The 12,364-nt window shown below is 37.9% G+C and carries 11 protein-coding genes; 7 read left to right on the top strand and 4 right to left on the bottom strand.

Annotated elements, in window-relative coordinates; genetic code table 11:
- The first annotated feature begins 271 nt into the window (after positions 1–271).
- On the top strand, positions 272–1,129 hold the full coding sequence (locus ASC84_RS16735) for a LysR family transcriptional regulator (RefSeq protein WP_004718104.1): 858 nt from the start codon (positions 272–274) through the stop codon (positions 1,127–1,129).
- 118 nt (positions 1,130–1,247) lie between these two features.
- On the opposite strand, the gene ASC84_RS16730 is transcribed toward ASC84_RS16735, so the two are convergent.
- Complete coding sequence (locus ASC84_RS16730; RefSeq protein WP_004718105.1) at positions 1,248–1,490, bottom strand: DUF2789 domain-containing protein; 243 nt, start codon at positions 1,488–1,490, stop codon at positions 1,248–1,250.
- A 178-nt stretch (positions 1,491–1,668) separates the two neighbouring features.
- Complete coding sequence (locus tag ASC84_RS16725; RefSeq protein WP_056516859.1) at positions 1,669–2,319, bottom strand: HAD family phosphatase; 651 nt, start codon at positions 2,317–2,319, stop codon at positions 1,669–1,671.
- A 184-nt stretch (positions 2,320–2,503) separates the two neighbouring features.
- Between ASC84_RS16725 and ASC84_RS16720 the strand changes: the two genes are divergently transcribed.
- Complete coding sequence (locus ASC84_RS16720) at positions 2,504–3,007, top strand: RNA pyrophosphohydrolase (RefSeq protein WP_004718109.1); 504 nt, start codon at positions 2,504–2,506, stop codon at positions 3,005–3,007.
- Between the two features lie 77 nt (positions 3,008–3,084).
- Positions 3,085–5,379, top strand: coding sequence for a phosphoenolpyruvate--protein phosphotransferase (gene ptsP / locus ASC84_RS16715; RefSeq protein ID WP_004718112.1), 2,295 nt, complete (start codon positions 3,085–3,087; stop codon positions 5,377–5,379).
- A gap of 31 nt (positions 5,380–5,410) precedes the next feature.
- On the opposite strand, the gene ASC84_RS16710 is transcribed toward ptsP, so the two are convergent.
- A complete protein-coding gene (locus tag ASC84_RS16710) occupies positions 5,411–5,599 on the bottom strand; it encodes a hypothetical protein (protein ID WP_004718115.1) in 189 nt (62 codons plus the stop codon).
- A 327-nt stretch (positions 5,600–5,926) separates the two neighbouring features.
- Between ASC84_RS16710 and ASC84_RS16705 the strand changes: the two genes are divergently transcribed.
- Positions 5,927–6,952: an OmpA family protein gene (locus tag ASC84_RS16705; protein ID WP_056516856.1), complete on the top strand. Its 1,026-nt coding sequence runs from the start codon at positions 5,927–5,929 to the stop codon at positions 6,950–6,952.
- 524 nt (positions 6,953–7,476) lie between these two features.
- A complete protein-coding gene (locus ASC84_RS16700) occupies positions 7,477–7,671 on the top strand; it encodes a hypothetical protein (RefSeq protein WP_004718119.1) in 195 nt (64 codons plus the stop codon).
- A 213-nt stretch (positions 7,672–7,884) separates the two neighbouring features.
- On the opposite strand, the gene ASC84_RS16695 is transcribed toward ASC84_RS16700, so the two are convergent.
- Positions 7,885–9,543 (bottom strand): acyl-CoA dehydrogenase family protein, encoded by a 1,659-nt coding sequence (locus tag ASC84_RS16695; RefSeq protein ID WP_056516853.1) that lies wholly within the window; start codon positions 9,541–9,543, stop codon positions 7,885–7,887.
- Between the two features lie 80 nt (positions 9,544–9,623).
- On the opposite strand from ASC84_RS16695, the gene ASC84_RS16690 reads away from it, so the two are divergent.
- Both ASC84_RS16690 and ASC84_RS16685 read left to right on the top strand, forming a co-directional pair.
- Complete coding sequence (locus ASC84_RS16690; protein WP_034611615.1) at positions 9,624–10,259, top strand: TetR/AcrR family transcriptional regulator; 636 nt, start codon at positions 9,624–9,626, stop codon at positions 10,257–10,259.
- A gap of 507 nt (positions 10,260–10,766) precedes the next feature.
- Positions 10,767–12,287, top strand: coding sequence for a catalase (locus tag ASC84_RS16685; RefSeq protein ID WP_056516850.1), 1,521 nt, complete (start codon positions 10,767–10,769; stop codon positions 12,285–12,287).
- The last annotated feature ends 77 nt before the right edge of the window (positions 12,288–12,364 follow it).

Raw genomic sequence — 12,364 nt, 5'->3', positions numbered from 1 at the left:
AGAGAAGGTATTTCTAGTATGTTGTTGAAAATAGTGAATAGTGGTGTCTGTTGATTGATTCAAATAGCTTTCCTTTTGTTGTTTTTATGCGCTGACTATAAATGAGCTTTGCTTAAATTGTATAGTAAAAAGTTGTATTAAAATTTTTCCAAAGCACGAATAGAACCAATCACTTTGCTAAAAATAAAAAAATTTGAAAATTACTTTGATTAATTCTTAAATTTTCTAAATAATGAATTACGCATAAAAATTCTTTATGGATGGAAATATTATGAATCTCGCTGCTTTTGAAGCCTTTGTCAAAGTTATGGAAACAGGTTCGATTTCTATGGCAGCAGAACATCTGTTTATTACTCAGCCAGCTGTCACCAAACGCATACATAGCTTAGAAGAATATTTCGGCGTCAAACTTTTTGAGTCCGCAGGTCGTGGTGTTCAAGCCACACATGCAGCGCATTCATTATTACCTAAAGTAAAAAACTGGTTAAATGAATTGGGAGATATTCACCATACCCTGAGTCATGAGCAAGGTGAAGTTCGAGGAAAACTCAAGATTGGCACCAGTCACCATATTGGCTTACACCATTTACCACAGCATTTAAAAAAATATGTACAGCACTTTCCTGAAGTCAAACTAGATGTACATTTTGTGGACTCTGAACAAGCGCATGAACAAGTGCTTGCTGGGGATTTAGAACTGGCATTTTTAACTCTTCCGCCACAAGGTGATGAGCGTTTGCGTTATATCACGATTTGGAATGATCCTTTGGTATTCGTGGTTGCACCCTTTCATCCTTTGGCACAAAAAAAGAACCTTAAACTTGAAGATCTGATCGAATACCCAAGCTTATTACCAGCAGCACAGACTTATACCAGTCAAATTACCTTGGCAGAATTTGAAAAGAAGGGTTTAAAGCCAAAAATTACCATGAGCAATAATCCGCTTGAATCTATTCGTATGTTGGTTTCCATTGGTTTAGGCTGGTCTGTTCTACCTAAAACTTTGTTAAATCAAGACTTACAACAACTTGATATTCGTTTTGAAATGAATCGCCAATTGGGTATGGTCTGGCATCCTGGACGTACACAGTCTAGAGCTGTACAGGAATTGATTGAGATGATGAAATAATCTCTGCAATAAAAACCCCTTATTTTGTTACTCAAGATAAGGGGTTTTTATATTACACAGGAATGATCGTAGTTATCTTTCCCCTCATTCCCTTATAAAATCTTCATTGCACAATTTTTTACTTTACCGAGTCTTCATGTAGAGACTCGTTTAACTGATCAACCACTAATGCCCATTCACCATCAGATTTAATTTTTTCAGCAAGAAACTGACGTTGTCCCTCACTCCAATAAGATGCGTCTGTAATTAGAGTATCTGCATCCAACTGGTGATTTTCAATAAAACTTTGAATTGCTTCTTCGCTAGAATCCAAGCCGAGTTGTTCAAATAAATTGGTCATTCTTGGACGTGTCTGGCTCATTATATAATCTCCGTCAGTTTTAAAAGTGCTCAAATCAACATAGCATTTTTACACTATAAATGAAGTACAAAATCTTCATTTATAAAAATATTTACAAAACTTCTCATTTTTTGACAGAACAATCAAGCCATAAAAAGCAGTGATCAACACTGCTTTAAATCACAATAATCAGCCCAGCTCAAATCGACCAATCTTGGATATCCCAACCCTGTTCTTTTGCGAGATGCTCAAGACGATCATCAGGATTTACCGCAATCGCATGGTCAGCATATTCCAATAAAAAACGGTCATTAATAGAATCTGAATAAGCCCATGATTCAGTGACAGTACGACCATCAAGCCATTGATCCAAACGTGCCAATTTACCTTTTTGGTAACATGGAATATTGGTCACTTTGCCCGTGTACTTCCCATCTTTTGTTTCAGCATTGGTGGCAATAATTTCGCTGATACCAAATTCACGGAAAATAGGTGCAGTAATAAAATCCGAGGTTGCAGTAATACCAACCAACGCATGGCCTAAATCTTTATGTTTTTGAATCGCGGCAAAACCAGCTGGACGCATTTGTGGACGGATCACTTTTTGCATAAATAACTGATGTAACTCAGTTAAATAATCATTATCGTGTTGAGTAAGAAACTCAAAGACAAATTCATTATAAGCAATTGGATCAAGCTTGCCTGCTTTATAGTCTTCATAAAACTGATCATTCATCGCACGATGTCGCACTGGATCGACCAAGCCTTCATTGACTAAGAACTCTCCCCAAGAATGGTCAGAATCTGTATTTAATAAGGTGTGATCTAAGTCAAACAGCGCCAATTCCATGAAAATACTCATTTAAACTGAAATTTAAGAAAAAAATTGTAAATCTATCACCGCTAGTCGATAGAAATTCGTTAAGATCATAGCAATTTTAAAACATTATTACTTTGACTTTATCGAGTTGGACAAAAGAGTGTATGTCCCCATATATAAAGTCAAATGAAATTAACAAATTTTAGGTAGCCAAATGATCGACTCAGAAGGTTTCCGACCCAACGTCGGGATCATTTTGGCAAACGATATTGGACAAGTTTTATGGGCAAAACGCATTGGACACAATGCTTGGCAATTTCCTCAAGGAGGCATCCAGTTTGGAGAGACTCCTGAGCAAGCTCTATTTAGAGAACTACGAGAAGAAGTTGGGCTCCTACCCGAACATGTCCAAATTATTGCCCAGACAGATGACTGGTTGCATTATCGTTTGCCGCTTCGATACATTCGCTCGGATTCCGATCCGATTTGTATTGGACAAAAGCAAAAATGGTTTTTACTGAAACTCACAGCTTCAACGAAACATATTCAGTTGAATCTCTCTGACCCGCCGGAGTTTGATCAATGGCAATGGGTTAGTTACTGGTACCCGCTTGGACAAGTGGTGAATTTTAAACGAGATGTTTATCGTAAAGCGATGATGGAGTTATGTATGCGAATGCCGCAATATACAGCTGAAATTTCTTCAAAATATGAATGATTTTTCAAGGTAGTACTGTTATAAATAATACTGATGAAGTCGCTTTAAAACATAGCTTAAATTAGGAGCATACATCCATGTCGAACATGCAACTGGACACATTAAGACGTATTGTACAAGAGATCAATGCGTCAGTCAGTTTGCATGATTCTTTGGAAATCATGGTCAATCAAGTTTCCGAAGCCATGCATGTTGATGTTTGCTCTATTTACCTTTTAGATGAACGTAACCAACGTTATGTACTTATGGCAACCAAAGGCTTAAACCAAGAATCTGTAGGGACAGTTTCCTTACAACTTGGCGAGGGTTTGGTTGGTTTAGTGGGGCAACGTGAAGAGATTGTCAACTTAGACAATGCGTTTAAACATGAACGGTTTGCCTACTTCCCCGAGACAGGGGAAGAGATCTATAACTCGTTCCTTGGTGTTCCAGTCATGTATCGCCGCAAAGTGATGGGCGTGATGGTGGTTCAGAACACCGAACCTCAAGATTTTAGCGAGGCAGCAGAATCATTTCTGGTGACCTTGTGTGCACAACTCTCTGGGGTAATTGCTCATGCACATGCAGTGGGTAATATTGATGTTTTCCGTAAACCCAGCAATTCATCTAACTACAAGACCTTCCAAGGTTCATCTGGTGCAGGCGGTATTGCACTTGGTCGTGCCATCATCCTTTACCCTCCAGCAGATTTAGCTTCAGTCCCAGACCGTGATGCGGATGATATCAGTGAAGAACTTAAGCTTTTAGACCAAGCTATTGCATCTGTACGCAATGAAATTCAATCGCTTGATGACAAAATGCAAGATTCGCTCATGGCGGAGGAACGTGCTTTATTTAGCGTGTTCTTACGTATGTTGGATGAAAATGCGCTACCTGCTGAAATTAAAGAAATTATTCGAGATGGAAGCTGGGCGCAAGGTGCAGTTAAAAATGTGATTGAACGCCATGTTGCACTTTTTGCACAAATGGAAGATGACTATTTACGTGAACGTGTATCTGATTTAAAAGACTTAGGACGCCGGATCCTCGCAGCATTACAAGAAGGCGATACTAGCCATAAAGAGATCACCTCTGAAAGTATTTTAATTGGAGATGAGATCAGCACTGCTGCTTTGGTTGAGCTTCCTGTAGATAAAATCGCCGCGATTGTAACCTCTGAAGGGGCTGCCAACTCCCACATGGTGATTGTCGCCCGCGCACTCGGTATTCCAACTGTCGTGGGTGTTACTGAACTGCCAGTAAATACACTTGATGATGTTGAAATGATTGTCGATGCTTATCAAGGTCGGGTTTTTGTCAATCCACCACGTCGTTTACGTACACGTTATAAAGAGATCCAAAAAGAAGAAGAACAAATTGCCAAAGATTTAAAGCAATACGAAACCAAAGATGCCATTACCCCTGATGGTGTTGCAGTAAAGCTGTATGTCAATACCGGTCTAATGATTGATGTGGTACGTGGAGTTCAACGTGGTGCAAAAGGTGTAGGACTTTATCGTTCTGAAATTCCATTTATGCTGCGTGAACGTTTCCCGGGCGAAGAAGAACAGCGTGCGATTTATCGTCAACAGCTTAGTCACTTTGCCAACAAACCTGTGGTGATGCGTACACTTGATATTGGTGCGGATAAAGACCTGCCATATTTCCAAATTGAAGAAGAAAATTCAGCTTTAGGATGGCGCGGCATTCGTTTTACCCTCGATCACCCTGAAATCTTTTCTTCACAAATCAGAGCAATGTTAAAAGCCAGTATCGGCTTAAACAATCTGCATATTTTATTGCCAATGGTCACCAGTGTCAGTGAAGTAGAAGAAGCACTTTACTTACTGGAACGTGACTGGATTGCGGTTCAAGAAGAAGAGCAAGTTAACTTCGCCAAACCGAAAATCGGGATTATGGTTGAAGTACCAAGTGTACTTTTACAAATTGGTGAATTTGCTGAATTGGTCGATTTCTTCTCAGTCGGTTCAAATGACTTGATTCAATATTTATTGGCAGTTGATCGTAATAATCCACGTGTATCCAGTGTTTATTCACACTTCCACCCTTCTGTACTTCGCGCTTTAACGCGTTTGGTTCAAGAATGTCATAAGTATGAAAAACCGATCAGTATTTGTGGAGAAATGGCAGGCGACCCACTCTCAGCTATCTTACTTATGGCAATGGGATTCAATACATTATCGATGAGTTCAAGTAATATTCTGCGAGTGCGTAAAGCAATTTGTCATGTATCAATGACAGATGCACAAAAGCTATTAGAAGAAGTGATTGCGATGAATAACCCACTCATGGTCAAGAGCTGGATGGAGTATTACTTTAAACATCATGGTTTGGCTGATATGGTGAAATCGAATCGTCTAGTCAATATTTAATTATTTATTTTTATTAGATTTTTATAATTATTCAAGCAAAAATTGCAGTCCACAAAAAAGGCCGATAATCATCAGAATATCGACCTTTTTTGTGTTTATCATAACCACGTTTTGCATTCTTTTTACGATCTACAAACACTTGGCTTTTGTTGACTTCATGCATGTGTTTGGCCACAAAGTTGTGAATCACAACCTCTGGCATTGCTTTTTTCTTTGCCATTTTCTTTACCTATTTTGCTGTATACCACCTGATCAGTGGGAATCTGATATTACGCTTTTTTGTGTAGAATACAAGTATTTGTATTGATCAAGTTTGTCACTATTTCCTATTGCACTCTTTTTACCTATTGCATCAAGGCAAATTTTCAGATTTATCTCAAATTGATTTTAATCATCAGAAGATCATCTTTAATTTAATTAAAATTTTACAAATCAGATTGAAAACTTCATGTAATTCATGAGTATTGTTATCTATAGTATTTAAAGAAATTTGAATATAAATATGCTCAATAAAATATAGGGTAATGAGTTAGAACTGGAGGATCATGTGTTCAATCAAAGGAAATTATCGAGTTTTCTACTATTATTGGTTATTCCTACACTTGGTTTAATCGCATGTAGTAAACCAGAGAAAGCGGAAGTCATAACAACTGAATCAAGTGCGAGTTCTGTACCATCTAAAACTGTGAAAACTGAATCTACAGAGAACACTTTTGATCTCTCCAAGATTCCAATTTCAAATATTACACTCGGTCAGTTTCCATATATTTCTTTGCCAAATGGCTATCAGTTTCACGAAGCAACAAGCGTAAATTTTGAGAAAATACCATTTTGGACAGGTCAACATATCGAAAATGTTGAAGGTCAATTGTATAGTGCAGCCATTCAACAAAATGAAAATTATAAAGAAGGAAGTTTTTTAGAATTGCAACGTAATTTGGAAAATGTAATCCAACAATTGGGTGGCAAACAAATTACACAGAGTAAAATTCCTCAACAAGAATTAGAAAAGATCCCACAAAAATTCCAAGTCGATTATGTTGCAGGATTGGGAGATGTTTTTAATAACCCGACACAGACCTTTGTGATACGTCAAGCCAATAAAAATATTTGGTTCCAATTGACGCAGACAGGGAATGGACATGCTGGCCTATTCGTCGCAGAAACTAAACCTGTTGAAATTACAGCTAAAGCATTAAGTCAAAACCAACTCAAAACAACTTTGGATAAGGACAATAAAGTCAATATTGAGGTTAACTTTGCCACGGATCAAGCGAATATTTTGCCTGACTCTCACCCCCAAATTGAACAAGTCATTCAACTGCTAAAAAACAACCCTGAACTCAAATTGAGTATTAATGGTCATACAGATAATTCAGGTGATATCAAACATAATCAAACGCTTTCAGAACAACGTGCAAATGCTGTTGTTAAGGCTTTAACCAATAATACTGGAATTCAAAAAAGCCGTTTAACAGCCAAAGGCTTGGGAGATACACACCCTATTGCGGATAATTCAACTGAAGACGGTAAAGCTTTAAATCGTAGAGTTGAGCTGATTAAATCTAATTAATTCTGTGAAATGCTGAGTTCAATGAACAAAGAAAACCCATTATAAATAAATGGGTTTTCTTTTAAAAATAGCTTATTCACTACATACACGATGTACTCAGTAAAACTCTATCTAGCAATCGTTTTACATCCACAGCTTGCACATATAACATTCCAGCCACTCGTCCATAAAACACACTATAAGATGTTTTAATAAAAACATCCGCAACAAAATCAGGTGCATGTTATTTCAGTAAAATAATCTCTGCCAAGATGACCTAGTGACGGACTAAGCGACGTACCATAAATTGCAATGCATCCGCTTGTAATCTACTGTTGATTCTTCCATTCACAAACAAATTTTTATTAAAAGATAAAAACTGCGATAACAACAACTTATTTGCTGAAATAAAAGTTCAATTACAACAACTCTCAATAAACCACAAAAATATTAAATATTTTCAACAATATAAATTTGCCGAATTTTAAAAATGCATATATATTGTATATACATTTTTGATTATCACCTTTGGGGATAAATACGTCATGGCTGAATTACCCAAAAAGACAAAGGTGAATAAAAAAGATGGGCAACTCTTAATTCGCATTAACAGTGCTGAGCGTGACCAGTTTTTACAACTCTGTGAAACGATGGATACCAGTGCAGCACGTGAGTTAAGAAAATTTATCCGTAGTTTTATCAAAAAACATCAGCCAACGGATACTCAAACTAAGGAGTAACATGATGTCTAAGCAAGTTAAATCTTTAAAGCAGAAAATCAAAGCACGTTTGGAAAAAATCTCCAAACACGAAGGTAAATTGAAAAAGCTCAAAAAAAAGCTTAAAAAACAAAAGTAATTTCGATTACACATCCCAAGCTTGAACTTTGATAAAAGTAGCTTAAAAAAAGCGGCATTATTTATATAATGCCGCTTTTTACGTTTTCGAAGGGATTAAGCTAAAGCTCTATCTAACAAGCGTTTTACATCTACAGCTTGCGCATCTAACATTCCGACCACGCGTCCATAAAACGCACTATAACGTGTTGCAATAAAATCATCTGCAACAAAATCTGGTGCATGTTGTTTCAGCAAAATAGCTTGTGCCAAGATGACCAAGCGACTGACTAAGCTACGTGCCATAAATTGCAATTCATCTGCTTGTAAGCCACTAAATAATTTAAATAAAGCTTGTAATTCATCTTGTAAAATTGAATCTTGAGCTGCAACTTGTGCAAATGATTTAAATAAGACTTCAATTGATTCACGGTCACGTTGGATTGCACGTAATACATCTAAACACATCACATTACCAGAACCTTCCCAAATAGTATTTACAGGGGCTTCTTTAAAAATACGTGCCATGATTCCTGTATCGACATAACCATTGCCACCGAAGACTTCCATCATCTCACCCGTCAACTCCACAGTACGCTTACACACCCAGAACTTTGCTGCTGGTGTCATGATTCGTCTCCATGCCAGAGATAATTCATCATCACTCTCATAGCAATGCGCAAGATGAAAACTCAATTGCATGGCTGCTTCTGTTTCCAAGGCTAAATCCGCCAATACCGCTTGCATCAACGGTTGTTCCGCCAAATGTTTACCAAAGGCCTTACGCTGACGGGTATAGGCAATACATTGCACCAAAGCCTGACGTAACATCGCACTTGAACCGACTGAACAGGTCAAACGTGTATAGTTTGCCATTTCAATAATCGTGGGAATCCCGCGCCCAGCTTCACCGATCATAATGCCCCAAGCATTTTTAAATTCAACTTCTGAGCTTGAATTACTGCGATTACCCACTTTATCTTTGAGTCGTTGTACTTGAACCGGATTTTTTGTCCCATCTTCTAGCCAACGTGGTACAAAAAAGCAGGCCAATCCATCTTGTTCAGTTTTTGCCACGACTAAATGCGCATCACACATTGGTGCGGAAAAGAACCATTTATGTCCTGTCAGTAAATATGCTTGCCCACGTCCCGAATCAGCCACAGGAACAGCCCGTGTTTCATTGGCACGTACATCTGACCCACCCTGCTTTTCTGTCATCCCCATTCCCAGCCAAATTGATTTTTTCTGAGAAATCGGAATGTCGCGCTCATCATATTCAGTCGATAATAGCTTTTCACCAACTTTTGCCCACAATTCAGGTTCATTTTGAATTAAGGGAATACTGCCTAGCGTCATAGAATTAGGGCATAGATTGCCACACTCGACTTGTCCACTCAGGAAAAATCGTGCCGCCCAATCGACCCATTTTGAACTTGATTGTGGATGATTAAATGGATGTGCATGCGTATCAAATTGTCGATTTAGCTGCATCCATTTATGCCATGCAGGGTGAAACTCTAGAAAATCTTTACGGCGACCACGGGCATCAAAACTATGTAATTCAGGAGTATGTCGATTGGCCAAATCGGCATATTCATAATATTCAGTAGAACCCGCAATCTGTGAAAATTCAGTTAGGCGTTGCTGATCCTGACTGCCATAACGTTGCAAAATTTCTTGTAAAACTTGATCTGTAGTCAATAAATTATAATTTTGCAGTTCGTCAAACTGATTGCTGATTTCATGTGTTTGCCAATTCTCTGCTGTGTTCATCCTGAATTCCTGTCTTGTTGTTTTTACCAATTGCATTCAGTATAGAAGAAAATACCTTCAAGGATGTTCGGATTATTTTTATGGCTTTACCTGCAATCAATGTGCGTCGTAAACCACGCCAATCAAGGGCACGTATCACCCAAGAAGCGTTGATGGAAAGCTTTGTTCGGCTTTTACATGAACATCCTGCCAATAAAATTACTATTCGTGAAATTACCGATCTTGCTGGTGTGGGTTTAGGGACGTTTTATGAGTATTTTTCTAAAAAGGAAGATTTGATTGCTTTAACCATTCACCAACATGTAAAAAGCAATGCAGAAGTCTTAAAAAGTTATGCACAAAGCGTGTATGACTTATCCACAAAATCAGATTTTCAAAGCTATTTACAGCAAATCATTCATTTTCAACTTGAGCAAATTCAAGCACAACAATTTTTATGGGCCCAGTCTTTCTTGTTAGAACGACAGGTTTCCAGTATTGAAACATATCAAAAAAGTTATGCCATGATGGTAGAGATGTGGCAAAACATGCTGAAACCTTTTATTCAGGATGATGAACAACTCAAACAGATGAGTCTAAATGTACAACGAATTTGCTATGGTTTTGTCTCGCAGACATTGTTGATCGAGCCTGAGTTTAAGGATTGGAAAGTTTTGGAGGCGGATATGGTTCAAATCATAAACAGCGTTATATGTATTAAAAAACAGATTTTCTAAAATTGAATACTATCAATTTTCGTTTAGCAAAATATTTTCAAATGGGTGAAGACAAGCTGAATGTTTCCAAGTCCATTTTCACTAAAAAACACTATCTATTGATTTTTATTTATTTTGTATTTTAAACCATCATTGTTATCGTAAATAAAAGCTGAATTAATGTTTTCCTATCAGTACACAGAGCTCTGCCCTATTAATCGTCAAAACAAATCAATAATAATATTTTTATCAATTTCACAAATATAAAAAATCACTCTAAAGTAAAGTTATCGCTTTAAAACATTGCTTGCTCTTCCTTGATCAACAATATTTTTAAAGCAGATAAAGACCGGTAAGTTGTTTCTAAAAATAAATGACAAATCATTTATTTTTAGATCAATTAGATTTAACAATTGTTCACTATATTGGTTTTTCAATTACGGTTAATGTCATGTAATAGCGAATATTCTTTATCTATTCCATCTATTCAAAAATGAATACATGATTAATTAAAAATGGAGAAATAGAATGAGCCAAGACTCAAAAAAATGTCCTGTAACCCATCTGACAACGGCTTTTGGTGCACCTGTTGTAGACAACCAAAATAGTTTAACGGCAGGCGCACGTGGTCCTCTACTGGCACAAGATTTATGGTTAAACGAGAAACTGGCCAACTTTGTACGCGAAGTTATTCCTGAGCGCAGAATGCATGCAAAAGGTTCAGGTGCTTTTGGTACATTTACCGTAACTCACGATATTACTCAGTACACACGCGCTAAAATATTCTCACAAATTGGCAAACAAACAGAAATGTTTGCACGCTTCACTACTGTAGCTGGTGAACGTGGTGCAGCAGATGCAGAACGTGATATTCGTGGTTTTGCACTCAAGTTCTATACCGAAGAAGGTAACTGGGATCTCGTTGGCAATAACACACCCGTCTTTTTCATGCGTGATCCACGTAAATTCCCAGATTTAAATAAAGCCGTAAAACGCGACCCTAAAACCAATCTACGTAGTGCAACCAACAACTGGGATTTTTGGACATTATTACCTGAAGCTTTGCATCAGGTGACGATTGTAATGTCTGATCGTGGTATTCCAAAAAGCTTCCGCCATATGCATGGTTTTGGTAGTCATACGTACAGCTTTATCAATGCAAACAATGAACGTTTTTGGGTCAAATTTCATTTCCGCACCCAACAAGGCATTGAAAATTTAACCGATGCTGAAGCAGAAGCGGTTGTTGCTAAAGATCGCGAAAGTAATCAACGTGATTTATTTGATTCGATTGAAAATGGTAACTTCCCAAAATGGAAGCTCCAAATTCAAGTGATGCCTGAAACAGATGCAGAGAAAGTCCCTTATCATCCATTTGACCTGACCAAAGTTTGGCCTCATGCAGATTATCCACTGATTGATGTGGGTGAGTTTGAGCTAAATAAAAATCCTGAAAACTTCTTCCTTGATGTAGAGCAATCGGCTTTCGCACCAAGTAACTTAGTTCCAGGTATCAGTGTTTCACCTGACCGTATGTTGCAAGCGCGATTATTTAACTATGCCGATGCTCAACGCTACCGTTTGGGTGTGAATTATCAACAAATTCCTGTCAATGCTGCACGTTGCCCTGTTCATTCTAATCACCGTGATGGTCAAGGCCGTGTCGATGCAAACTATGGCGGTTTACCACACTATGAACCGAATAGTTTTAGCCAATGGCAGGAACAAGCTCAGTTTAAAGAACCACCATTAAAAATCAGTGGTGATGCAGATCATTGGGATTTCCGCCAAGATGATTCGGATTATTTCAGCCAACCACGCGCTTTATTCAATTTAATGAATGATACGCAAAAACAAGCACTGTTTGATAATACGGCGGGTGCGATGGGTGATGCACTTGATTTTATTAAGTATCGTCATATCCGTAACTGTTATGCATGTGACCCAGCCTATGGTGAAGGCGTGGCAAAAGCCTTGGGCTTAACTGTTGTAGATGCACAAGCTGCACGCGATAGCGATCCTGGCAAAGGTCATCCTGGTTTTCAATAAGCCTAGCTCAATAAAAGTCATTCAATAGAAACCGCCTTCGGGCGGTTTTTTATTTTGTTTAAATGCACTATATTGAA

This window comes from Acinetobacter sp. Root1280 (assembly GCF_001425285.1).
Lineage (GTDB): Bacteria > Pseudomonadota > Gammaproteobacteria > Pseudomonadales > Moraxellaceae > Acinetobacter > Acinetobacter guillouiae.
This window is presented reverse-complemented; position numbering and strand designations above follow the sequence as displayed.

What these genes read in the sequence shown, in the direction of transcription:
- ASC84_RS16735 (WP_004718104.1), top strand. Translation starts at nt 272, where the DNA reads ATGAATCTCGCTGCTTTTGAAGCCTTTGTCAAAGTTATGGAAACAGGT.
- ASC84_RS16730 (WP_004718105.1), bottom strand. Translation starts at nt 1,490, where the DNA reads ATGAGCCAGACACGTCCAAGAATGACCAATTTATTTGAACAACTCGGC.
- ASC84_RS16725 (WP_056516859.1), bottom strand. Translation starts at nt 2,319, where the DNA reads ATGGAATTGGCGCTGTTTGACTTAGATCACACCTTATTAAATACAGAT.
- ASC84_RS16720 (WP_004718109.1), top strand. Translation starts at nt 2,504, where the DNA reads ATGATCGACTCAGAAGGTTTCCGACCCAACGTCGGGATCATTTTGGCA.
- ptsP (WP_004718112.1), top strand. Translation starts at nt 3,085, where the DNA reads ATGTCGAACATGCAACTGGACACATTAAGACGTATTGTACAAGAGATC.
- ASC84_RS16710 (WP_004718115.1), bottom strand. Translation starts at nt 5,599, where the DNA reads ATGGCAAAGAAAAAAGCAATGCCAGAGGTTGTGATTCACAACTTTGTG.
- ASC84_RS16700 (WP_004718119.1), top strand. Translation starts at nt 7,477, where the DNA reads ATGGCTGAATTACCCAAAAAGACAAAGGTGAATAAAAAAGATGGGCAA.
- ASC84_RS16695 (WP_056516853.1), bottom strand. Translation starts at nt 9,543, where the DNA reads ATGAACACAGCAGAGAATTGGCAAACACATGAAATCAGCAATCAGTTT.
- ASC84_RS16690 (WP_034611615.1), top strand. Translation starts at nt 9,624, where the DNA reads ATGGCTTTACCTGCAATCAATGTGCGTCGTAAACCACGCCAATCAAGG.
- ASC84_RS16685 (WP_056516850.1), top strand. Translation starts at nt 10,767, where the DNA reads ATGAGCCAAGACTCAAAAAAATGTCCTGTAACCCATCTGACAACGGCT.